A 21,967-nucleotide genomic window follows, 5' to 3' on the forward strand; every position below is an offset into this window, starting at 1 on the left:
AACCTTCATGCAGCAGGTGAACAGCAATGAACGGGATATCGCCCTGGTTGGCATGGCCTGCCGTTTCCCGGGTGCCGAGGACATCGAAAGCTGGTGGCATAATTTGATCAACGGTGTCGAATCCCTGGTTCGCATCGATAACGATCGGGATGATGCCGTCGACAAGGGATATATTCCCGTCGCCGCGCCTGTGGCCGGCGACATATCTCGCTTTGATGCAGGATTCTTCGGTATTAGCGCGCGCGATGCGCTGCTGATGGATCCCCAGCAGCGGCTCTTTTTGGAATGCGCCTGGCACGCGCTGGAAAGCGCCGGTGTGACACCGGGGGAACTTGAGGATACCGGGCTGTTCGCCGGCTGTAGCAGCTCTGACTATTTACGTCAGGCGCAAGGATCCGAGCTACTCGATAAACTCAATCCTTCGCCGTTCGAGCGGCAAATAATGAGCGATAAAGATTACCTCACCAGCAGGGTGGCCTGGCATCTGGGCATCGGGGGGCCGGTGTGCAACGTGCAAGCCGCCTGCGCCACTTCGCTGGTGGCGGTATACGAAGCGGTCCACGCCTTGCGCAGCGGCCGTTGCAACCTGGCGTTAGCAGGCGCTTGTACCCTAAGGATCCCGCAAAACGACGGCTATTTTGCGCAGCAAGGCATGGTGTTTTCCACCGATGGGCACTGCCGGCCATTTTCCGCAGATGCCAGCGGTACGGTATTCGGCAGCGGCGTCGGTGTGGTGGTGTTGAAGCGCCTGAGTGATGCGCTGGCGGCCGGCGATAACGTCGTCGCGGTGATCAAAGGCGTGGCGATGAATAATGACGGCGCGCGCAAAGTCAGTTTTACCACCACCAGTTTGCATGGCCAGCAACGCCTGCTGCGCCAGGCGATGGACGATGCCCGGTTGACGCCTGAGGATTTTCGCGCCATCGAAGCCCACGGTACGGGCACTCTGGCCGGCGATCCCATCGAATTCGAGGCGCTGAACGGCGTTTTCCGAGAGCATACGACACGACGGGGGTTCTGCGCCATCGGCGCAGTCAAGGCTAACGTCGGGCACCTGGAAACCTGCGCCGGCATGGCGGGATTGATTAAGGCCGCCCTGCAAATTCAGCATGGCTGGCTCACGCCGCAGATCAACGTTGGCTCACCGAATCCGGAAATGGCATTGGCGGAGAGTCCGTTTGAGTTTATCTGTTCCGCTCAACGGTGGGATCGCGAGGATCCGCGCCAGGCCATCGGCGTCAGCGCATTCGGTATTGGCGGTACGAATGCGCATGTCGTACTGGCGAAGCCGCCTGTCATGCCGCCGGCGCGAACAGCGGCCTCATTGTGCTCCACCGTCGTACCGATCAGCGCACAGTCAGAACAGGCCTGGCATCGGCTGGTAAAACGCTATCTGCAGCGACCGCACGGCGAAAACGACGAACGCTTGGCCTGGAGCGCGCAAAGCGGAAGAAAGTCGCTGCGCTATCGCGGCACCTTGCAGATAGACGATCGGGGCGCGTTGAGCGTGAAAGAAAACATGATGGATACGGGGAAAGGGCGCTTGTCGGTAGTTTTCCAATTCCCTGGCCAGGGAAGCCAGTTTATCGGTATGGCCAGCGATTTGATGGCGCAGGATGCGACCTTCAGAAAACTGATGAACGACAAACTGCAGATAGTGCAAACGCAAGCCGCACTGGATCTCTCGGCGTTATTTACCGGAGAGGCCGCGCCCGAGTCGATTAACGATACCGCGTTGACGCAGCCCGCGCTGATCGCCGTCGAAATCTCCATGGCCGAACTGCTGATGCATTACGGCGTCGAGCCGGATTGGGTCATTGGGCACAGCCTCGGCGAAATTGCGGCGGCCTGGGCCGCTGGGGTGTTCTCGGTGCAAGAGGCGCTGGTTTTCGCCGCTCATCGTGGGCGTCTGATGGCCGGGTTGCCGTCCGGGATGATGTTGGCGGTAGAGCTGAGCGTTCAACAGGTTCAGCCCTGGTTGAGTCATCAGCTATCGCTGGCGGCAGAAAACAGTGATGACGGCTGCGTGCTGTCCGGCACCGCTGAAGCCATTCGCGCTTTCGAACGCCAGATGCGAGACCGAGGCGTGCGATGCAAAGCCTTGAATGTTTCACATGCGTTTCATTCGACCCTGATGGATCCCATTCTTGACGAGCTGGCCGATATTGCGCCGCCGCCGGGTGAATCGGCGACGGGGGTACGTTACGTCTCCGCCTTGCTGTCGACCGAAGTCGAATGTTCGGCGCTTGACGGCCGCTATTGGGCGCGTCATGCCCGTGAACCGGTCAATTACCACCGCGCCTTGCAGCAGCTACCGCAGCGCGGCAAGACGTTGTTTATCGAAGTTGGGCCGGGTTCGACGCTCACGGCGTTGGTTGCACAGCTGAAATCCGCCGGTTCTGTGACCGCGGTGCGAACCTTGCCGCGTCGCGACGAAGCGCAGAATGAAGGCGCCGTATGGATCCAGGCGCTGCAAAAAATCTGGCGCGCCAGCGTCAACGTTAACTGGCGCCGCCTGTGGCAACTGCCGCCTTCGCGCATCGCATTGCCGATGTATCCCTTCGATCCGGCGCACTGGTGGTTGGGCGAACGGGACAGGCAGGGGCCGCAAGCCGAGCGAACGCCGGCGGCAACAAGCCAGTCAGATCCCCAGATGGCGCGTATCTGGCGCGTTTGGGGGGATGTGACCGGCGTGAACCCCGATTCTAACCACTGTGACTTTTTTGACGCCGGCGGGCAGTCGCTGATGGCGCTGCGCCTGCTGGCGATGTTGGAGCAAGAGTTTGGCAAGGCAATAGGGATGGCCGATTTTCTTAAGCGGCCTACGCCGTGGGGCATTAAACAACAGTTGGACCAGGCTGGAGCATTCGAGCAAGATTCTCATTAAAACAGGATGGCAAATTATGTCAGTTAACAATGAATTGCTGAATACACATAACCAATACCAGATAGAAACGGTCGTAATCGATGACGAAACGTCATTCACCCTGGCTTACTCGTCGCAGATCAAGCTGCTACCGGCCAATGGCGGTATCCGTTGGCGAAACTATGCGTCCCGGCAGCAGCAGGAAGAGGAGGCGATCATGCTGGCGCAGCGCATGTCGCTGAAGCACGGGCTGTACAATACCGGCTTCAGCGGCGGCAAAATCGTGGTGAACAGCAAACGTTCTCCCCAAGAGCAACCGGCAGTGCTTGAAGCGATAGGCGCTCTGCTCAATCGCTATGGCGGCACCATGTTTACGGGATGCGATATCAATACCGGCAATCGAGAGATGGACTATCTGCGGCAGTTTACGCCGTGGATCCTGAATGCCATGGACAGCCCACAAGTCGATACATCGGTGGCAACCGGCTACGGCGTCTGGAGTTCGATGAAAAAAGTGTTGACGCTGAGGCTCAATCATTTGCCTCGCGCGCGCATTGCCATTCACGGTATGGGCAAGGTCGGCACTGAAGTGGCGAAACAAAGCCTGCTGTTCGGTTGTGAGGTGACGGCCTATGACATCAACCCCGCAGCGCAATTTCCTGCGGGGGTGCGCCGCGTGAGCGAAGAGGAACTTTGGGCGCAACCCAGCGAGGTGCTGTGCATCGCGTCGATGTCCAACGTATTGAATGCACAGAATATTGAACAGCTGAATACCCGCTGGGTGGTGAGCAGCGCCAACTCACCGTTTAATACGCCACAGGCTGAACAGCGGCTGTTGGCGCGCGGTATTCACTATCTGCCGGACTACGTCAGCAACGCCGGCGCAGTGATCTGCGACAGCATCGAAATGGCGTTTACCGACCGTTATAACCAAATGAACCAGGAGCAGGTCAACGCCTATGTTCACTCCGTGATTGGCGCCAAGACGGAGGAGTTGCTGCAGCGCGCTCAACTGCTCAATTGCGATATTGGACAATTGTTGCAACCGATCAAATCCGCCGCCATGGTGGCGTAAGAAATGGGCCGGGGAGCCTGCGCTTTCCCGGCCTCGGCATTTTTAACGGGCACATAACTCCATGATTATTGTAAAAGACGCTTTGCGTTGCAAAGTAGAGGCCGAATCGCAAGGGCGTCGCACCGTGCTTTACACCGCAAGTGGGCAGCCCAGCTATATGCATGTGATACCTCGTTTTACGCTGCAAGAGGTCACATCAGGGTTAGGCGAGGCGGTTCATCCTGCGTTTATCGTCAACGGTCAGCGAAAAGAGGCTTTCTTCTACGGCTGTTACCCCGGCACGCTGATCCATGGCGAACTGGTCAGTCAACCTGAGACGGCCCCGGCCAGCTGGCATGACCTGGCCGCATTTCGACAGGCGGCGGCTCGCAATGGACGCGGCTGGCACATTGGCACCAACGCCGAATGGGCCGCGTTGATGTTCTGGTGCCGTCATCATGGCTGGCCGGAATTAGGCAATACCGAGAGTGGGCGATCGCATCGCGATCGACGCCAGTATGGCAAGCGATGTGACGGCGGTGTCGTGGGCGATGAGCAGGGCGATCCGACAACGTTTACCGCATCCGGTCCGGCTGCCTGGTATCATGACGGTACGCCGCACGGTATTGGCGATCTCTGCGGCAACCTTTGGGAATGGCAACACGGGCTGAAATTGGTCGCGGGGGAAATCCTGCTTTTACCGGACAATGACGCCGCGATGCCGATGACCGATAATGAAGACGAACGCTGGCGCGCGGTCGAGCTGGCAACAGGCGAGTGGCTACCTCCCGGCAGCCCGGGAACCGCAAAATTCGATGCTTCATCGCCGAGTCTTACCGGCAATGCCGGCACGCCGCGCATTTCGGACCGTATCCGGCATTTCAACGGCGATCCGCAAGACAATGGGTATCCGCCAGGTTTGATGGATGATGAGTTCGGGCGTATTGGTGCGGCAAGTGGAGAGTCGGTGCCGGATATATTGAAAATCCTCGGCGTTGTACCGCATCACCGGTGTGCGGACGGCGATCAGGTTTATCTGCGCAACTACGGCGAACGCATGCTGATGCGAGGCGGCGCCTGGTATTCCGGTGCGGGTGCCGGGCTGAGAACGCTGTGCCTGAGCCATGGCGCTGGGCATGCCAGTGCGACGGTGGGCGCCCGGCCGGTATGGTGTTTGTAAGCGGTTGGCAATTCACTGGGTGGCGCAGCGGCCGTGGCCGCTGCGCAGGATATTTATTGGCTGAGGGTTTGCTGCAGCGCCTGAACGGAAGAGGCGATGCCGGCATCAACCGACATGGTCAAGTCTTCCATTTCCAGTGACACCCAGTCGTTGTAACCCATCATGCGCACCACCGAGAAGAATTCCTTCCACCACTGCAGATCCCGGCCGCAGCCGACGGCGACATAATTCCAGGCCCGGTCAGCTACCTCGTCTATCGGTTTGGTTTCCAGCAGTCCGTTAACTTCGACGACACCGCGCTCCAGGCGCACGTCCTTGCCGTGCACATGGTGAATCGCGGGGCCAAGGGCGCGGGCCACCGCGATGGGATCTGCGCCCATCCAGATCAAGTGGCTGGGATCGAGGTTCAGACCCACCATCGGGCCAACGGCCTCTCGCAGCCGGAACAGCGTTTCCGGGTTCCACACCAGCATGGCGCTGAAGTTTTCCAGCGCAAAGCGCTCGACGCCGCACGCTTTGGCTCGGGCGACCAGCGCCTGCCAATAGGGGATCGCCACCTCATTCCATTGATAGTCCAGACAGTTTTTCACCGTAGGGGGCCAGCTGACGGTATAGGTGATCCAGTTGGGGATGGTGTCATGCGGGCTGGCCGGGGGCAGGCCGCTCATCATGACGATCTTCTTCACCCCCAGCAGGCCGGCCAGCTCCAGCGTATTGTCGGTTTGGCGCAGATGGCGCTGCCCCAGCTCGCCCGGATCGAGCGGATTGCCGGAGACATTGAGCGCGGCGATCTCCATGCCGCGGCTGGCCAGGGCCTGCTGCAGCTGCCGGCGTTTGGCCGGGTTGGCCAGCAGATCGTCGGTATCCAGATGGGGCGCCGGAGACCAGCCGCCGGTGGTCATTTCCACGCCGCGCACCCCCAGCTCCAGCAACCGATCCAGCATCGGCTCGAAGGGCAAATGGCCCAGGCTGTCGGTACAGAATGAAAGTTTCATGATGCTTTCCTTATCGGTAATTGACCCAGGTGGCGCCGTTGTCGGCGGAACGAACGCAGTTTTCAATCCAGCGCACGCCTTCTAACCCGGCATCGATATCCGGATAGATCAGCGTGGCCAGCGTTTGCCGATCGCCGTGCTGGCTGGCGCTGATGGCGATGGCGAACTTGAGGTAAATATTGGCCCAGGATTCGGCCAGCCCTTCGGTATGCAGCGCGCCGAGCCGCTCTTCGGCCAGCGCGCTGTCGTCCAGATAGGGCATGCCGTGGTGCAGCGTTTGGTTGGGCCGCCCCTGGATCTCATAGCGCAATTCGCCGGGCGTGGAATCGCTCCATTGCAGGCTGGCGCGTGCGCCCACCACGCGAATGCTTTGGCTGTCCATCGCGCCCGCGTTGATGGCGGAGGCCCACATGCGGCCGACGGCGCCGTTTTCGTAGTGCATCAGCACCATGGCATTGTCTTCCAGCGGGGCGCGGGAAGGGATAAAGCTCTGGCGATCGCACAGCAGGGAGGCAATTTTCATGTCGGGCATCACCAGCTGTGAGATGTAGAAGGTGTGGGTAGAAATATCACCCAGAACAAAGGAGGGGCCGGCGATTTTCGGATCGACGCGCCACTTTTGCGCCTCGAACGTGTCCGCGCTTTCGTTGGCGTTGAAGCCATGGGTGTACTGCAATTCGACCATGCGTATTTCGCCGATGTCGCCGTTCGCGATCATGGCGCGCATCTGCATCAGCAGCGGATGCCCGGAGAAGCCGTAGGTTACGCCGACGATCAGGCCTTTCTCCGCCGCCAGCGCCTTGATTTCTCTCGCCTCCGCCGTAGTGAAGAACAGCGGTTTTTCGCAGATGACATGCAGGCCGGCATTCAGCGCGGCGCGCGTGATTTTATAGTGGGTGCCGTTAGGGGTGGCGATGGTCACCACCTCAACACCATCTTCGCGGTAGGCCTCTTGTTTCAGCAACTGCTGATAGTCGTCATAGCAGCGTTCAGCGGGCACGCCGAGATTGACGCCAAACTCACGCCCGCGCGCCGCGTCGATATCAAAAGCGCCGGCAACCAGCCGATAGGCGGTATTGTCGCGCAGTGCGCCGGAACGGTGCTTGTAGCCCACCTGACTGAGGCGGCCGCCGCCGATCATCGCCCAGCGCAGCGGGCGAGGGATGCTTCTTTCACCATTTAACATGCTGACTCCTGATACTGTGGTTTTGCACTCGGGTGCAAAGTGGGTTGAAAAAGAGAGTGGCAACGGTTTATTTCTGGTTCATTTGCGCAAATTGCGGGTAGTTTTCTCGCGTCACGGTGGCATAAGGCACCCAGTTGTAAGACTCGGTTTTGGCGTGATCCAACATCGCTCGGGTCACTTGCACCGCGCCGATCGCCTGGGCTTTGGCATCCTGGAAAATGGTCACCGCCAGGTCGCCGTTTTTGATAAATTGCAGGCCGTCGGGCGTGCCATCGATACCGGCAACCAGTACGCCGTTCTTTTTGGCCTGCTTCAGCGCCATGATCGCGCCGATGGCCATCTCATCGTTGTTGGCGGCGATCGCATCGATCGGTACGCCGTTCAGCAACCAGCCGGAGACCACGTCGACCGCTTCATTGCGTTGCCATTTCGCAGTCTGTTTCTCTACCACTTTCAGCTCTTTGTGTTTGGCGATCACCGCCTCCACCGCGCGGGTGCGCTCGCGGGTTTCTTCGTTGGAGAGGGCGCCCATCAGGATCGCCACGTTGCCGCGGTAATTCATTTTTTTCGCCAGAGCCTCCATCTGCAGGCGACCGCTGAGCGCCGAATCGGAGCCGACGTAGGCCGTCGCGCCGCTCAGCGGCACTTCGGGTTTGCGGTTGACGAAGATAAGGGGGATAGCGGCGCGTTGGGCGGCCGCTATCATCGGCTGAACGCCTTGCGTATCGACCGGGTTGAGGATAATGGCGTCCACGCCCTGATTAATCAGATCGTCTACCTGCTGCACCTGCAGGGCGACATCGCCTTTGGCATCAACGAACTGGCCTTGCAGCTGCTGCGCAACCAGTTCCCGCGCCATTTGGCTGCGCAGGATAGAGACGAAGTTGAGATCGAAGTTGGCCAGCGCCACGCCGACCTGGTAGGTCTTGGCCTGGGCGGTCACGACAAACAGCGAGCAGGCTAACATCAACAACAGTCTGGTTTTTTTCATTACGGTATCCTGTTGAGAAGAGAGGTGTTATGTAAAAACAGTGTTTTGCAACCGGGTGCAAAGCAGGAGACAAAACGGCGATGAGTCTCTGAATGCCACCGTGAATGTCGGCCATGGATAAAATTTGGTCAACAGGGGAAAGGTGAAAACAGCGCGGACGATCACAAACTCTTTATGTTTTGCACCCGGTTGCATAACAAATTGCAATCGGGTGCAAAAACGGGACATAATCGCAGCAGGTATGCCGGCAGGCGCTTAGGGGATCTGAGCGAGCAGGGTATAGTGTGACTTCACCGAAGCAGGGATCGACGCAACCATGACGAAACACCACAAAGCCACCGCCAGCGACGTCGCCGAAAAGGCCGGCGTCTCTAAATGGACGGTATCGCGCGCCTTTACGCCCGGTGCGTCGATCTCAGACAGCGCGCGTGAAAGCGTACTGGCGGCGGCGGCCGAGCTGGGCTATCGACCCAATCTGCTGGCGCGCAGCCTGTCGCAAAAACGCACGCACATCATCGGCGTGGCCATCGACGAAATGAAGAACCCGCATTCGATGATGATGCTCGATATGGTCACCAAACAACTGCAAACCCGCGGCTATATGGCGCTGCTGTTGAACATCACCGCGGGGGAAAACTACCGGGCGGTGATGGCGATGGCCGATCAGCTGCAGGTCGATGGCATTTTGTTCCTGGCGACGGTGTTAACCCAAGAGTGGGCGGCGATCGCGCAAGATCTGCATCAGATCCCGCTGGTGCAGGTGTGCCGCAATACGGAAAGCGAACACATTGATGTGGTCAATATCGACGGTTACCGCGCCGGCGAAGAGATCGCTGGGTTGCTGATAGAACAAGGGCATCGGCGCTTTGGCTACATGAAGGGGCCAGACACGCAAAGTAGCCATTTGCTGCGCATGGAAGGCTACCGCGATAGGCTGATAACCTCTGGCTTTCAGCTGGATCGGGTGCTCACGGCTGGCCACTACGATCGCCAACGCGGTTTCCAGCTGATGAGCGAATACCTGCAGGCAACGCCGGAAAGCGAGCGGGTTGAGGCGCTGTTCTGCGAGAACGACGTGTTGGCGCTGGGGGCGCTCGAAGCGCTCAGGCAAGTGGCACCGTCGTCTGCAATGGCCGTGGTAGGTTTCGACGATATCGACGAGGCCGGATCAGCCAACTGGGCGCTGACCAGCTACAGCCAACGCATCGACCGGCTGGTCGAAGAAGCCTTGAATCGCCTGCTCGATAATCGCACCACGGCAGACGGCGCCTGGCGGCATGGGGAATTGCGGGTTCGGCGGTCGCACCTGGGAGAGAAACAGGCGTGAGGTTTTTCCTTTTGGTGACGTCGTCACTTTGGAGGTTTAATGAGAACTCGTCGCGATAAAAAAAACTCTATAGAAGAGAAAGTGTTACCTTCAGATGCCCCATAGCCAGCGGTGGCGAGTACCGCTGGGGGCGCCATGGCAAAGTCAGGTTTCACGAGTGTCATTCTGTTGTATATTGACTGCCGAAGTTTGCCAGATTTCACGTAGCGCGATCAAAAAGGAGGGCATTTTGACGCATTCTGCAAAGTTGTTTAGCCAAATCCAGACGCTTGAGGTTGAACTGCATCAGCCATCGGTGCGCCGCGATCCGCAGCGCGTCGCGGCATTGCTGCATGAAGACTTTGAAGAGATTGCTCGCTCAGGTCTGCGTTATGACAAACGCCAGACCGTTGCGGCGCTGGAAATGGAAACTGAGCATCCGCAGATTGTTGCCGAAGGTTTTACGCTGGCGAAAATCAGTGAAGGCGCCGTGTTGCTGACGTATAAGAGTTTTCAACGCAACGCGCAGGGCAACGCCATTCGTTGCACAGAACGGTCGTCGATTTGGATGCTGACGGAAAAGGCCGGTTGGCAGATGCGGTTTCATCAGGGCACACCGACCGAGGATTAAACTGAGGTGCTGAAACTGAACGGGCTGATGATGGGCTTAAACATAAAAAAGGTTAGCAGCCTGATAAGGCTTGAAGGTGAGGTGAGAAAGGACGGCCAGGCTAACGGCGGTGCGTATCCAATAATGCAATTTAACATAATATACATTATGCGCACCAGTGTGGTTATACGTGGATTCTGGCGTCCTGGCTTGATGATGGGTTTTCTCCTGTGGCCAACCATTTCAACGCCCGTTGCTCATACCGTTGAACGAATTCGTTTTTCAGCTGGTCTTAAGCCGTCGAGTTTTCGCTGCAGGCTTCATTGCCATTGCCGCTTATTGCTGAGCGACACCATGATGTTTGCGCAAAAATCTCTGAACACCCAATGCCTGTCGCCTGTTCACTTCCTGCAGTAAATGCATGCATGTGAGGCGTGCGCTTGCCGCTTCCCAGGATTTCGGCACTTGGCATTCCAACGCCGCTTAACCTCCCAGCAAAATTATCAATCGTTGGTTTGGCCGTCAGCCAACTCTGCCGATGTGATGGACTGCCGTTAACACGCCAGCCAATATCTCGCGAAGTTTCAGCTTTATCACGTTCCACCCACTGAGGATCATAGATAAATGCGTTCTGCCATTAATGATGACCGGACATGCTTATAGCGACACATCTCTGCGGATATTGAGGCAAAATCCCCCCGCTTTTTTGATCGCGCTACGTGAAATCTGATAAAACATGGCTACTGCGACACTGCAGATTTCACCAAAACGCGCCATAAAAATGAACAACTTCTGCCTGCCAAATGCGTACTGGCGTTCGTCTTCACCGTTTCCGGTGGCCTTCATGGCGTTGGCTATACTGAATGGGAACATTCTTCCACACTCCAGGACATCCCCATGTTTGACCATGTGAAATTTGGCGTCAGCGACTTTGCTCTGAGCAAAGCGTTTTTCCTTAATGCGCTGGCGCCGCTGGGCGTAAAGATCGTTGCCGAAGGTGAACCCGATTATGGCGTTGAGCTGTGTCCCGATCGGGGTAACGTGTCATTATGCCTGTTTCAGACCGATGAAAAACCGGCGCATCTGCACCTGGCATTTACCGCAAGCAGCCGTGAACAGGTCGATGCGTTCTATCACGCCGCGTTAAGCGCCGGCGGCAAAGACAATGGCGCGCCCGGTTTACGCCCCAATTATCATGCCCACTACTATGCGGCGTTTGTCATTGGTCCGGATGGTCATAATATCGAGGCGGTTTGCCACAATGCGATAGCCTAGTTTTCCATTTAAAAACAAATAATTATACAGAGAAAAGACTCTGTATTTAACATAACGCATTGTGACGGCGTCACTATTAGTTACCCCGTCACGTCAATCCACTCCGCTCCCGTGATGCCGGCCAGCCGCTGTGGCGCAATTCTCACGCCAGAGTTATCGCTGCCGCCTGCCGGAAGCACTTCATCGAAAACGCGCAGGCTATGATCGCAGTAGATCCTCACCGCCTCCGGTGCGGCAAAGGGACAAACGCCGCCGGGCGGATAGCCGGTTAATGCTTCAACCTCTTCCGCCGGCAGCATACGCGCCTTCACGCCGAAGAATTGCTTGTACTTCTTGTTGTCGATTCTGGCAGTTCCCGCCATCACCAGCAGCACCACATCGCCGTTAACGCGAAACGAAAGCGTCTTGGCGATCTGCCCGCTCTCCACGCCAAAGGCTTCTGCCGCCAGCGCCACCGTGGCGGTATTCTTTGTCAGCACCGTCACCGCCGTTTCCGGGGCGTGCTCGGCCAGAAATCGCTGAACGCGCTCTATACTCATGCCCTTTCTCCCGATGTTGCTAAGCCATTGATAATGCCGCAGTGAGGGTTCAGGTTTTAACATCGCATGCTAAAAATGAGAATCAAAATTGTTCAAATCGGTGAATCTGAACAAAGCTTTAAGGGGCCTACGCCTTTTTTACCTATCATTTTTCATGGAGATGCCTGCATGACCACGCAAACGACAGCAAGGCCCTCAGCGGCCGCAGTGGCCGTCTATGAATGGCTCAACCCGATACCTTACGGATTTTTCACCGCGGCGCTGATTTTCGACATCATTTATGCCTGTACCGCTAATATTCAGTGGGTCAATGGTGCCAGCTGGCTGATCGCCATCGGCCTGATTTTTGCCATCATTCCCCGCCTGATTAACCTGGTTCAGGTGTGGTTCGGCAGCGGCCGGCTGCAGGGCTCACCGGTCAAGCTCCATTTCTGGCTGAATCTGATCGCCATCGTTCTCGCCATTATCAACGCTTTCGTGCATAGCCGGGATGCGTATGCCGTGGTGCCCCAAGGCCTGGTGCTGTCTGCGATCGTGGTCGCGCTGCTCAGCCTGGCGAATATTCTGCTGGCCCTTGGCGCCCGCGCAAAATAAGGAGGTTTTCATGAAGCTCTCATCTCTGGCGCTCACCCTTTCCGCCGTTTTGGCCTTGGCCGGCTGCGATAACAGCGCCGTCATTTCGCCAGAGCAACAAATGGGCCCGGATCCGACGTTGCCGGCGGCGCAAGACTTTCTGATGCCGCCGATGCAGGTGCCTAAGGGCGTTGGCTGGCAACAAGATCAGACGCCGAAAGTGGCGGAAGGCTTGAAAATCGATAAGGTGGCAGACGATTTGCTTCATCCGCGTCAGTTGCTCACGCTGCCCAATGGCGATGTGTTGGTCGTGGAGGCCAACGGGCCGGGCACGGAAGCGGTGAGCACGCCCAAGCAGCTGATCGCCGGCCTGGTGAAAGGCCAATCCGGTAAAGGCGGCAAAGGGGGCAATCGCATCACCCTGCTGCGCCCGACCGCCGGCGGCAACTGGGAAAAGCACGTGTTCCTCGAGGGGCTCGATTCCCCGTTCGGAGTCCAGCTGATTGGCAATACGCTGTTCGTGGCCAATACCGGCAATATCATGCAGTACGCCTATCAGCCTGGCGAAACGCGCATCAGCGATCCGGGCAAAGAACTGGCCGATTTGCCGGACACCATCAACCATCACTGGACCAAGGCCCTGCTGGCCAGCCCGGATGGGAAAAAGCTGTATGTCGGCATCGGTTCCAACAGCAACATCACCGAAAACGGCCTGGCCGTAGAGTACCGGCGCGCCGCCGTGCTGGAAGTGGACACCGCCTCCGGCGCCAGCCGCATCTTCGCCAGCGGCCTGCGCAACCCGACCGGGCTGCAGTGGGAGCCGCAAAGCGGCAAGCTGTGGGCGATTGTCAACGAGCGTGACGAAATCGGCGCCGATCTGGTGCCGGATTACCTGACCTCGGTGCAAGACGGCGGTTTCTACGGCTGGCCTTACAGCTATTTCGGCCAGCACGTCGATCGACGGGTACAGCCGCCGCGGCCGGACCTGGTGGCGAAAGCCATCAAGCCGGACTACGCGCTCAGCTCACACGTCGCGCCGCTGGGGCTGCTGTTCTACACCGCGAGCGCTCTGCCGGCCGACTATCGCGGCGGCGCTTTTATCAGCGAGCACGGCAGTTGGGATCGCTCGCCGCTGAACGGCTACCGGGTCAGCTATGTGGCGTTTGAGCAAGGCAAACCGGTCGGCAAGCTCAAGGCCGTGGTGACAGGTTTTGTCTCCGATGATGAGAAGGAACTCTATGGCGCCCCGGTGGGGTTGGCTATCGATAAGACCGGCGCTTTGCTGGTTGCGGATGACGTCGGTAACACTGTCTGGCGCGTCAGCGCGAAGTAAGGTTACGGGCGGGTTCCGGTGAACTCGCCCGTGACATTGTCACTCACTCCTCTGCGCCAGCCAGATCGTCATAAAACGGAATAATCGTGCTCGCCAGTTTTTCCGTCATTAATATTGTCCCCGTCACGTTATTGGCGCAAAAAAAATAGCCGTTGGTCAGAATTAAAGCGCTCATTCGATAATATATTCATCAACAGACCGTTGACCAGAAATAAAAGGTTTTAACATTTCGACATAAACCAGTACAATTCCCTCCCCTGTGTTAACCCTTTTTTAGGTTGATTGTGTCGTTAATTCAGCCCCCTGCATCACGTAACCGGGCCGCCGCCTGGTTAGGGATGTTCGCCATTCTGATGTTGTTCATTGCGCCGGTGGTCTCGCGATCCCTGGAGCATGCGCGCGCCGGAAGTGCTGAAACGACCGTCATGGCGGACTGCGGCATGGCGATGCCGAAGCCGATGCATCATGAGATGCATTCGCCGCCGGCCGCGCCGGAAAAGGCCGCATCGCCGATGATGCAGCACGGCGGCGGCCACCACAACATGGCGATGATGATGGACGACAGCGCCTGCGGCTACTGCGTGCTGTTGCTGCACGCGCCGCTGCTGGACGTGAGCCACGCCCCGCTGTTCTGGTCTCAATCTCTGGCCTCGCGCCCGCCGCCGACTCATTATCTCGTTCCCCTGTTTGCCCACGTCGTTCATACCGAATTACAGCCGCGCGCGCCGCCCGTCTCTTTCCTCTGATTTAACAATACCCCATTGCCGTTTCTGTATTGCCGTTGATCGTTTCAACATGGCGGAATTAATACGCCCAATGGTTATGCATTGAGACGACATTATTAGCCCGGTTATTTCCACGTTGAGGGAATTAACCCCCGTATTTTCCGATGGTGATTTTCGCCAGGCATCCCCACGCCTGAATAAATCGCCGGAGAATAATGGAAAAAAGTTAGCTTAAGGAAAGATGATGTTTAAACCCGCTTATAAAAAGAACGCCGTCACCCGCGCAATCACCACCGCCATGCCGCTGTTCCTGCTGGCCGGCCACGCGGCGCAGGCGCATCAGCACCCTACCGACGCACAGGTTAATGATGGCGACGTGATCACCGTCACCGCACCGCTCTACTCTCCGCTGACCATCGTGACATCACCGAAAACCCCGCGTCAGCCGGTGCCCGCCAGCGACGGTTCGGACTATCTGAAAACCATTCCCGGTTTTTCGCAGATCCGCAACGGCGGCACCAACGGCGATCCGGTATTTCGCGGCATGTTCGGTTCGCGGCTGAAAATTCTCACTGACGGTTCGGAGATGCTCGGCGCCTGCCCATCGAGAATGGATGCGCCCACCTCTTACATCTCGCCGGAAAGCTTCGATCTGCTGACCATCACCAAAGGGCCGCAGACGGTGCTGTGGGGGCCGGGTTCGTCGGCGGGCACGGTGCGTTTCGAACGTGAACGTCCGCGCTTCGACAAACCGGGCATCAAGGGCAACGCCAGCGTGCTGACCGGCTCCAATGGCCGCTGGGACGAGAATATCGACGCCAGCCTCGGCGCCGAACAAGGTTACCTGCGGGTGATGGCCAACAAGTCGCGCGCCAACGATTACCAGGACGGAACGAATACGCGCGTGCCATCGCGCTGGGACAAATGGAACGGCGATCTGGCGCTCGGCTGGACGCCGGATGCCGACACGCTGCTGGAAGTGACGATGGGGCGCGGCAACGGCGAAGCGCGCTATGCCGGCCGCAGCATGGACGGTTCGCAGTTCAAACGCGAAAGCCTGGGCATGCGGGTGGAGAAATCCAACATCGACGAGGTGCTGGATAAGTTGGAAGCGCAGGTCTACTACAACTACGCCAACCACGTGATGGACAACGTGACCCTGCGCTCGCCGGGCAGCGGCGGCATGGGCGGCCATGGTGGGCATGGCGGCATGAACATGGGGGGCCACGGCGGGCACATGATGTCTTCCGGCATGACGATGCAGCTCGATCGCCGCACCGTCGGCGGCCGCGTGATGGGCACCTGGCAGTGGCAGGACGTGAAGCTTGAAAGCGGCCTGGACACGCAGACCAATACCCACCGCAGCATGAGCCGCGGTAGCTGGGAAAAAGACGCCCAGTTCAACAGCTACGGCGCCTTCGGTGAGCTGACGTGGTCCACCAGCGATCAGGATAAGCTGATCGGCGGCGCGCGTCTCGATCGCACCCTGGTGGAGAACTTCCGCAGCGGCCGCGATGTGGAACGTTCAGATACCCTGCCGAGCGGCTTTATGCGCCTGGAGCATACGCTGGCCGAGCTGCCGCTGATGCTGTATGCCGGCGTCGGCTATACCGAGCGCTTCCCGGATTACTGGGAGCTGTTCTCGCCGAAGCTAGGCCCGAACGGCAACAAGGATCCGTTCTCCAGCGTCAAGAACGAGAAAACCACGCAGCTCGACATCGGCGCGCAGTACAACGGCAAGCGCTTCAACGGTTGGGTCTCCGCTTATGTGGGCCGCGTCGATGATTTCATCCTGTTCAAATACGATCCGCACAATGCGCGTCTCAGCCAGGCCGATAACGTCAACGCCAACATCATGGGCGGCGAAATGGGCATGGGTTATCAACTGAGCGAGCACTGGAAAACCGACGCCAGCCTGGCCTACTCCTGGGGGAAAAACGCCAGCGACGGCCGCCCGCTGCCTCAGATCCCGCCGCTGGAGGCACGCTTGGGGCTGACCTATGAGTACGGCGACTGGAGCGGCACCGGCCTGTGGCGTTTGGTCAGCAGCCAACACCGCGTGGCGATCAACGAAGGCAACGTGGTAGGCAAAGACTTTGCCGAAAGCGCCGGCTTCGGCGTGCTTTCCGCTAACGCCGCCTACAAGGTGAATAAAAACGTCAAGCTGAGCGCCGGTCTGGATAACATCCTGAACAAGACCTACAGCGAACACCTCAACCTGGCGGGCAACAGCGCCTTCGGGTATTCGGCCAACAGCGCGGTGAATGAGCCGGGCCGCACCCTGTGGGCCAAGGTTAACGTCACCTTCTAAACCGTACACCGGGCGATGGGCAACCGTCGCCCGGTCAGGCGATATGCGATCCGGTTCTTAGGATATGAGTTTTAAGTTTTTCCCATTCGGTTGAGCGGCGATTAGTATCACTCTCAATGTAATCAAGGATCCGGAGGGAATATGCAAAAGCTCACTCGTTTTCTGGCCCTGCTCGGCGAGCTGATGATTGAAAAAGCCGAAGACGCCGCGCCGCAGGCTGCTCGGCCTGACGATCGCGACGACGCGTTGCCGCCGCGCCTCGAACGTGGGGTTCCGCTGGCCGACCGCTTCCTGTTCATGTAATTCCCCTCACTGTCTTTTTGTCCGGCACGTTCTGATATTTCATTATCGGACGCCTGCGTCTATCTTCTTTCGATGGTTCCAGCCGATTCATCATAGGAGATAGCAACGCAATGAAGATCAGAACGGTAACCCCGCAAGACGCTGAAGCCCTGACGCAGTTATTGAATGACGTGATCGGCGCCGGCGGCACGACGGCGATAGAAACGCCCCTCACCCCCGCCGAATTCAGCGAATGGTTCATCAGCGGCAGCAATGCGCTGAGCTGCCAGGTCGCGGAGGTGGATGGGCTGTTGGTGGGCTTCCAGGCGCTGAGCGCAGATGATGCCCTGCCGCCCGATACCGCAGATATTGCCACCTTCTCCCGCCTGTCGCCGAAGGTGCGCGGCGTCGGCAGTGCGTTGTTCCCTGCCACATTAGCGGCGGCGAAGTCGCACGGTTTCAAGCACATCAACGCCACCATTCGGGCGGATAACGTCGGTGGCCTCGCCTACTATCACAAAATGGGCTTTCGCGATTACGACCGTTTGCCGCAGGTGCCGCTCAGCGATGGCACGCCGATCGACAGAGTCAAAAAACGCTTCTCCCTTTAACCCGCCAACCCGCTCACACTGAACGCACGATATGTTCGCGCAGCCACCGGTGAGCGGGATCCCGGTGCGATCGTTCGTGCCACAGCATGGTCATTTCAAAGCCCGGCACCGCCAGCGGCGGCTCGAGCCGCTGTAATAAAGGCTGGTTGCGCACCAGCCGCTCCGGCAGCATCGCCACCAAATCGGACTGCGTCAGCACCGAGATAACGAACAGAAAATGTGGCACGGAAAGCACCACCCGCCGCGTCAGCCCCACGTCCGCCAACGCCCTGTCGGTCATGCCATAGAACCCGCCGCCGTCCGGCGAGACCATCACCTGCTCCAATTGGCAAAATTGCGCCGGCGTCAGCCTGGCATGCAGCTTGGGGTGGCCGACCCGGCCCACCAGCACATAGCGTTCACTGAACAGCGTGCGCTGACGCAGACCGGGCGGCGCCCCTTCGCGGGTGTGAAACGCCAGATCGATCTCCCCCTGTTCCGCCCGTTTGGCGATGCGTGACGGCGGGATTTCCAGCACCGCCAGCCGGGTGCCCGGCGCCGCCGTGCGCAAACCGTTCAGCGCCGGCAGCACGATGGTGGATTCGCCGTAGTCGAAGGCGGCCACGCGCCAGGTATCGGTCGCCACGGCGGGATCGAACGGCGTCGCCGGCGTCACCGCCAACTCGAGCGCCGCCAATGCCTGACGTAACGGTTCCCGCAGCTGCTCCGCTCTGGCGGTCGGGCGCATGCCGCGCGGGCCGGGTAACAGCAGCGGATCGTCAAAGATCGCCCGCAGTTTGGCGAGGTGCACGCTGACCGCCGGCTGGGAGAAATTGAGCCGCTGCGCCGCGCGCGTGACGTTGTGCTCCGCCAGCAGCGCGTCGAGCGTCACCAGCAGGTTGAGATCCAGCCGCCTTAAATTATTCATGGTTATACCTGGGATAACGGTAATTCATTTCTAATATACCGACTAACGCCCTAACCTGCAGCTCTCACACCAAGGAGAGCTGTTATGAATGTGCTGATTGTTTACGCCCACCCGGAGCCGCTGTCGCTGACCGGCTCACTGAAAAACTTCGCCGTTGATCGCCTGGCGCAGGCCGGCCATCAGGTACAGGTGTCCGATCTGTACGCCATGAAGTGGAAAGCGGCGCTTGACGCCGACGACAGCCTGGAAGGCGCATCAGGGCCCCGTTTCGATCCTTCGCTGGATTCGCAGCGCGCGTTTGCTAACGGCGTGCAGAGCGCCGATATCGAACGGGAGCAGCAAAAATTGCGCTGGGCGGACGTGGTGCTGCTGCAGTTTCCGCTGTGGTGGTTCTCGATGCCGGCGATCCTCAAAGGCTGGTTCGAGCGTGTCTATGCCTATGGTTTTGCCTACGGCGTCGGTGAGCATTCCGACACCCATTGGGGTGACCGTTACGGCGAGGGGACGCTGGCGGGCAAACGGGCGATGCTGATCGTCACCGCCGGCGGCTGGGAGTCCCATTACGCCCCGCGCGGCATCAACGGGCCGATCGACGATATCCTGTTCCCGATCCAGCACGGCATGCTGCACTACCCAGGGTTCGAGGTGCTGCCGCCGTTCGTCACCTACCGCGCCGGCAAAACCGATGAGGCACGCTTTGCCGCCCTGTGCGAGCAGCTCGGGCAGCGGCTGGATAATCTGTGGAACGCCGAGCCAATCCGCTTCCGGCGGCAGAACGCCGGTGACTATCTGATCCCGCAGCTGACGCTGAAAGCGCATCTCGCGCCGGGGCAAGACGGTTTCGGCGTTCACATCGAGTAGCCGGATGCGCACGCCCGGGCGCATCCGGGGCGTGCCCTTAATTCAGGGCGGCGAGAAATGCCCGATAGCCCTGCGCGCTGCTGTCCAACTCGTGTTGCTGAACCTGCTCTGCCGTCCCGTCCGAAGCGGCTTCCTTGCCGTAAAAGGCAAAGAACGAAGCATAGTCGGCCCGCACATAATCGGCGGTCACTTCAAACGGCCGGAAGATCTCCTCCAGCGAGTAGCGATAACGCCCTTCACGCGCGTAATCTTCTGCGCGCACGCCCGCCGTGACCGCCAGCGCCAGTTTCTTGTTCTGCATCTTATAGCCACTGCGAGAACCGTAGGCCCAGCCGTAGGTGAGCACGTCGTCCAGCCATTTTTTCAGCAGCGGCGGGCTGCTGAACCAGTAAATCGGGAACTGCAGCACGATGTTGTCATGCGCTTCAATCAACTGCTGTTCTTTGGCGACGTCGATCTGCCAGTCCGGATAGGCCTGATGCAGTTCGTGCACGGTATACAGCGCCGGATAGCGCCGCAGTTCCTCCAGCCAACGTTTGTTGACCACCGAGTTCGCCATATCGGGATGTGTCACTACCACCAACGTTTTCATACTGATCTCTCCAGTCAGGTGTTTCGACGCATCTTAGGGTATGCTGACAGAATGTAAAATACGCACACTCACGACACATACTTACCCTGGAGAAAGTGTAAATGACCGCCGAATCCCACTGCAGCCCTACGGGCATCAGCCTTGAAGACACCGGTTATGGCTACACCCTGTCGGTGATCAACGGTAAATACAAAATGATTATTCTCTACTGGCTGGCGTTGTATAAGCCGGTATTGCGCTTCAACGAACTGCAGCGCTGCATCGGCACAATTTCGTATAAGACGCTGAGCTCGACGTTGAAAGAGCTGGAAAAAGACCGTCTGGTGGTGAGAAAGGAGTATCCGCAGATCCCGCCCAAGGTGGAGTACAGCCTGTCCGAGCGCGGGCGTTCGCTGATCCCGGTGATCGACATGATGTGCGACTGGGGGGAGCGGCACCGGCCGGAACAGCCGGCGCCGTGAGGGGTCAGTTGTCCGCCGCTGCTGAGGTTGCCGGAGCCGGCTCATCGTGCTCAACCAACGCGTCCGCCGGCCGGCACTGGCGCAGCGTGCGCACGCTGAAGGCCACCAGCACGCCCAGCAAGGCGGCGAATGCGCCAAACGACAGCACGCTCATCAACGGGGTAAATACCCTGCCCAGTACGCCGAGCCCCAGCGCGCCGATCGAATCGCCGGTCACGTCCTGCGCGGTGCCGAGGCTATTCACCCGCCCCAGCAGATGATCCGGCGTATTGCTCTGGATCAGCATGAACTGCAAGAGCGAGGCGATGGCATTCGCGTAGCCGTAGCACACCAGCGCCAGCAGCGCCGGCGCCAGATGGCTGAACAGCCCCAGTGACGCGATGGCGGTGAACGCGACGATAGCGGCGATCAGGATCAGCACCCCAGGGCGAGGGAAACGCCCCACCCAGCCGCTGGTCAGCGCGCCCAGCATCGCACCGAGCGGCACTGCGGAGTACATCAGGCCAATAGAGGACGCGCCGACGTGGTAAGCGTCCTGCGCCAGCGCCGGAAACAGTACCCTGACGGCGCCGACGATGCTCATCAACATCCCCAGCAACACCACCGAGCCGACCACCTTATTGCGCCAGACAAACTGGAAGCCGCTAGCGAGCGCGCGCAGCGGGTGTTCCGGCTCCTGCTGCTGCGGCAGCAGCGTCGGCAGGCGCACCAGCGGGACCAGGGTGCCCAGCGTCCCTGCCGCCGCGACGGCGAAAGCGAGACCGACGCCGCCGAACACGATGATGATCCCCCCCAGCGCCGGCGCCAGGATCGCGCCGATGCGCACCGTCACCATGCTCAAGGCCCCCGCCGCCGCCAGGTTTTCGCGCCCGACCAGCAGCGGGATCACCGCCATCAGCGCCGTCATGCCGAGCGCGCCGAAGAACCCGTCCCACGCCGCCAGCAGATAGAGCGCCCACAGCGACGGGGCCGGCGCGAAGGCATTCAGACTCAGGGCGACAAAGCCCAGCCCGCAGGTGCCGCGCGCGAACAGGATCAGCTTGCGGCGATCGTAGCGATCGGCGAGCACCCCGCCCAACATCAGGCCGATAAACATGCCTACGCCGTCCAGCGCCACCGCCACGCCCACCTGCAACGTGGAGCCGGTCATCGCCTGGATCTGAATCGGCACCCCCACCGCCAGCATGCCGAGTGAAAACACCGACAGCATGCGGGCGCAGAAAATCGCACGAAAATGCGCATTGCTTCTCAGCAAACTGAAATCAAGAAAAAAAGAAGGTCTGGCCATAGTGTCCTGCATATCATGTTT

23 protein-coding genes are annotated in these 21,967 nt (G+C 59.2%); 15 read left to right on the plus strand and 8 right to left on the minus strand.

Annotation, left to right across the window (positions count from 1 at the left end; all coding sequences use genetic code 11):
* Positions 1–7 precede the first annotated feature (7 nt).
* The 3 genes from ACP3TA_RS18025 (at position 8) to ACP3TA_RS18035 (ending at position 5,100) form a co-directional block, all read left to right on the plus strand.
* Positions 8–2,887, plus strand: a complete 2,880-nt coding sequence (locus ACP3TA_RS18025; RefSeq protein ID WP_206195998.1) for a type I polyketide synthase — start codon at positions 8–10, stop codon at positions 2,885–2,887.
* Positions 2,888–2,903: 16 nt separating this feature from the next.
* Positions 2,904–3,941, plus strand: coding sequence for a Glu/Leu/Phe/Val dehydrogenase dimerization domain-containing protein (locus ACP3TA_RS18030; RefSeq protein ID WP_033643093.1), 1,038 nt, complete (start codon positions 2,904–2,906; stop codon positions 3,939–3,941).
* Between the two features lie 61 nt (positions 3,942–4,002).
* Complete coding sequence (locus tag ACP3TA_RS18035; RefSeq protein WP_101453019.1) at positions 4,003–5,100, plus strand: hypothetical protein; 1,098 nt, start codon at positions 4,003–4,005, stop codon at positions 5,098–5,100.
* Positions 5,101–5,153: 53 nt separating this feature from the next.
* Here ACP3TA_RS18035 and ACP3TA_RS18040 read toward each other — a convergent pair whose 3' ends face one another.
* From ACP3TA_RS18040 to ACP3TA_RS18050, 3 genes are all read right to left on the minus strand, one after another.
* Positions 5,154–6,095, minus strand: coding sequence for a sugar phosphate isomerase/epimerase family protein (locus tag ACP3TA_RS18040; protein WP_033643095.1), 942 nt, complete (start codon positions 6,093–6,095; stop codon positions 5,154–5,156).
* A 10-nt stretch (positions 6,096–6,105) separates the two neighbouring features.
* Positions 6,106–7,281: a Gfo/Idh/MocA family protein gene (locus tag ACP3TA_RS18045; RefSeq protein ID WP_169539587.1), complete on the minus strand. Its 1,176-nt coding sequence runs from the start codon at positions 7,279–7,281 to the stop codon at positions 6,106–6,108.
* A gap of 67 nt (positions 7,282–7,348) precedes the next feature.
* A complete protein-coding gene (locus ACP3TA_RS18050; protein WP_033650386.1) occupies positions 7,349–8,272 on the minus strand; it encodes a substrate-binding domain-containing protein in 924 nt (307 codons plus the stop codon).
* A gap of 316 nt (positions 8,273–8,588) precedes the next feature.
* Between ACP3TA_RS18050 and ACP3TA_RS18055 the strand changes: the two genes are divergently transcribed.
* From ACP3TA_RS18055 to ACP3TA_RS18065, 3 genes are all read left to right on the plus strand, one after another.
* Positions 8,589–9,599 (plus strand): LacI family DNA-binding transcriptional regulator, encoded by a 1,011-nt coding sequence (locus ACP3TA_RS18055; protein WP_069100158.1) that lies wholly within the window; start codon positions 8,589–8,591, stop codon positions 9,597–9,599.
* A 229-nt stretch (positions 9,600–9,828) separates the two neighbouring features.
* A complete protein-coding gene (locus ACP3TA_RS18060) occupies positions 9,829–10,209 on the plus strand; it encodes a DUF4440 domain-containing protein (protein WP_033643099.1) in 381 nt (126 codons plus the stop codon).
* 6 nt (positions 10,210–10,215) lie between these two features.
* Positions 10,216–10,605: a hypothetical protein gene (locus ACP3TA_RS18065; RefSeq protein ID WP_426784389.1), complete on the plus strand. Its 390-nt coding sequence runs from the start codon at positions 10,216–10,218 to the stop codon at positions 10,603–10,605.
* A 240-nt stretch (positions 10,606–10,845) separates the two neighbouring features.
* Here ACP3TA_RS18065 and ACP3TA_RS18070 read toward each other — a convergent pair whose 3' ends face one another.
* Positions 10,846–11,061 (minus strand): hypothetical protein, encoded by a 216-nt coding sequence (locus ACP3TA_RS18070; protein ID WP_116286841.1) that lies wholly within the window; start codon positions 11,059–11,061, stop codon positions 10,846–10,848.
* A 24-nt stretch (positions 11,062–11,085) separates the two neighbouring features.
* Between ACP3TA_RS18070 and ACP3TA_RS18075 the strand changes: the two genes are divergently transcribed.
* Entirely contained in the window at positions 11,086–11,463 is a 378-nt protein-coding gene (locus ACP3TA_RS18075) for a VOC family protein (protein WP_033643102.1), read from the plus strand.
* An 80-nt stretch (positions 11,464–11,543) separates the two neighbouring features.
* Here the strand turns inward: ACP3TA_RS18075 and ACP3TA_RS18080 are convergent, their stop codons facing one another.
* A complete protein-coding gene (locus ACP3TA_RS18080; protein WP_164119988.1) occupies positions 11,544–12,002 on the minus strand; it encodes a YbaK/EbsC family protein in 459 nt (152 codons plus the stop codon).
* 168 nt (positions 12,003–12,170) lie between these two features.
* Between ACP3TA_RS18080 and ACP3TA_RS18085 the strand changes: the two genes are divergently transcribed.
* From ACP3TA_RS18085 to ACP3TA_RS18110, 6 genes are all read left to right on the plus strand, one after another.
* Positions 12,171–12,596, plus strand: a complete 426-nt coding sequence (locus tag ACP3TA_RS18085) for a DUF2231 domain-containing protein (RefSeq protein ID WP_164119989.1) — start codon at positions 12,171–12,173, stop codon at positions 12,594–12,596.
* A 10-nt stretch (positions 12,597–12,606) separates the two neighbouring features.
* Entirely contained in the window at positions 12,607–13,908 is a 1,302-nt protein-coding gene (locus tag ACP3TA_RS18090) for a PQQ-dependent sugar dehydrogenase (protein ID WP_169539589.1), read from the plus strand.
* 338 nt (positions 13,909–14,246) lie between these two features.
* Positions 14,247–14,654: a DUF2946 domain-containing protein gene (locus ACP3TA_RS18095; RefSeq protein ID WP_072627642.1), complete on the plus strand. Its 408-nt coding sequence runs from the start codon at positions 14,247–14,249 to the stop codon at positions 14,652–14,654.
* Between the two features lie 223 nt (positions 14,655–14,877).
* Complete coding sequence (locus tag ACP3TA_RS18100; protein WP_169539590.1) at positions 14,878–16,944, plus strand: TonB-dependent copper receptor; 2,067 nt, start codon at positions 14,878–14,880, stop codon at positions 16,942–16,944.
* 141 nt (positions 16,945–17,085) lie between these two features.
* Positions 17,086–17,247, plus strand: coding sequence for a hypothetical protein (locus ACP3TA_RS18105; RefSeq protein WP_162997437.1), 162 nt, complete (start codon positions 17,086–17,088; stop codon positions 17,245–17,247).
* Between the two features lie 110 nt (positions 17,248–17,357).
* Entirely contained in the window at positions 17,358–17,837 is a 480-nt protein-coding gene (locus ACP3TA_RS18110) for a GNAT family N-acetyltransferase (protein ID WP_033643107.1), read from the plus strand.
* Positions 17,838–17,850: 13 nt separating this feature from the next.
* On the opposite strand, the gene ACP3TA_RS18115 is transcribed toward ACP3TA_RS18110, so the two are convergent.
* Positions 17,851–18,744, minus strand: a complete 894-nt coding sequence (locus tag ACP3TA_RS18115) for a LysR family transcriptional regulator (RefSeq protein ID WP_033643108.1) — start codon at positions 18,742–18,744, stop codon at positions 17,851–17,853.
* 84 nt (positions 18,745–18,828) lie between these two features.
* Here ACP3TA_RS18115 and ACP3TA_RS18120 point away from each other — a divergent pair, with 84 nt between their 5' ends.
* The gene (locus ACP3TA_RS18120) at positions 18,829–19,605 is read left to right on the plus strand and encodes an NAD(P)H-dependent oxidoreductase (protein WP_033643109.1); all 777 of its coding nucleotides are present in this window, start codon (positions 18,829–18,831) and stop codon (positions 19,603–19,605) included.
* Between the two features lie 37 nt (positions 19,606–19,642).
* On the opposite strand, the gene ACP3TA_RS18125 is transcribed toward ACP3TA_RS18120, so the two are convergent.
* Positions 19,643–20,197: an NAD(P)H-dependent oxidoreductase gene (locus tag ACP3TA_RS18125; protein ID WP_033643110.1), complete on the minus strand. Its 555-nt coding sequence runs from the start codon at positions 20,195–20,197 to the stop codon at positions 19,643–19,645.
* Positions 20,198–20,298: 101 nt separating this feature from the next.
* On the opposite strand from ACP3TA_RS18125, the gene ACP3TA_RS18130 reads away from it, so the two are divergent.
* A complete protein-coding gene (locus tag ACP3TA_RS18130) occupies positions 20,299–20,658 on the plus strand; it encodes a winged helix-turn-helix transcriptional regulator (protein ID WP_033643111.1) in 360 nt (119 codons plus the stop codon).
* Positions 20,659–20,662: 4 nt separating this feature from the next.
* On the opposite strand, the gene entS is transcribed toward ACP3TA_RS18130, so the two are convergent.
* The gene (gene entS, locus ACP3TA_RS18135; protein ID WP_033650373.1) at positions 20,663–21,946 is read right to left on the minus strand and encodes an enterobactin transporter EntS; all 1,284 of its coding nucleotides are present in this window, start codon (positions 21,944–21,946) and stop codon (positions 20,663–20,665) included.
* Between the last annotated feature and the right edge of the window lie 21 nt (positions 21,947–21,967).

Origin of the sequence: Serratia sp. 2C06, assembly GCF_050037615.1 — a bacterium.
In the GTDB taxonomy this organism is placed as follows: domain Bacteria; phylum Pseudomonadota; class Gammaproteobacteria; order Enterobacterales; family Enterobacteriaceae; genus Serratia; species Serratia ureilytica.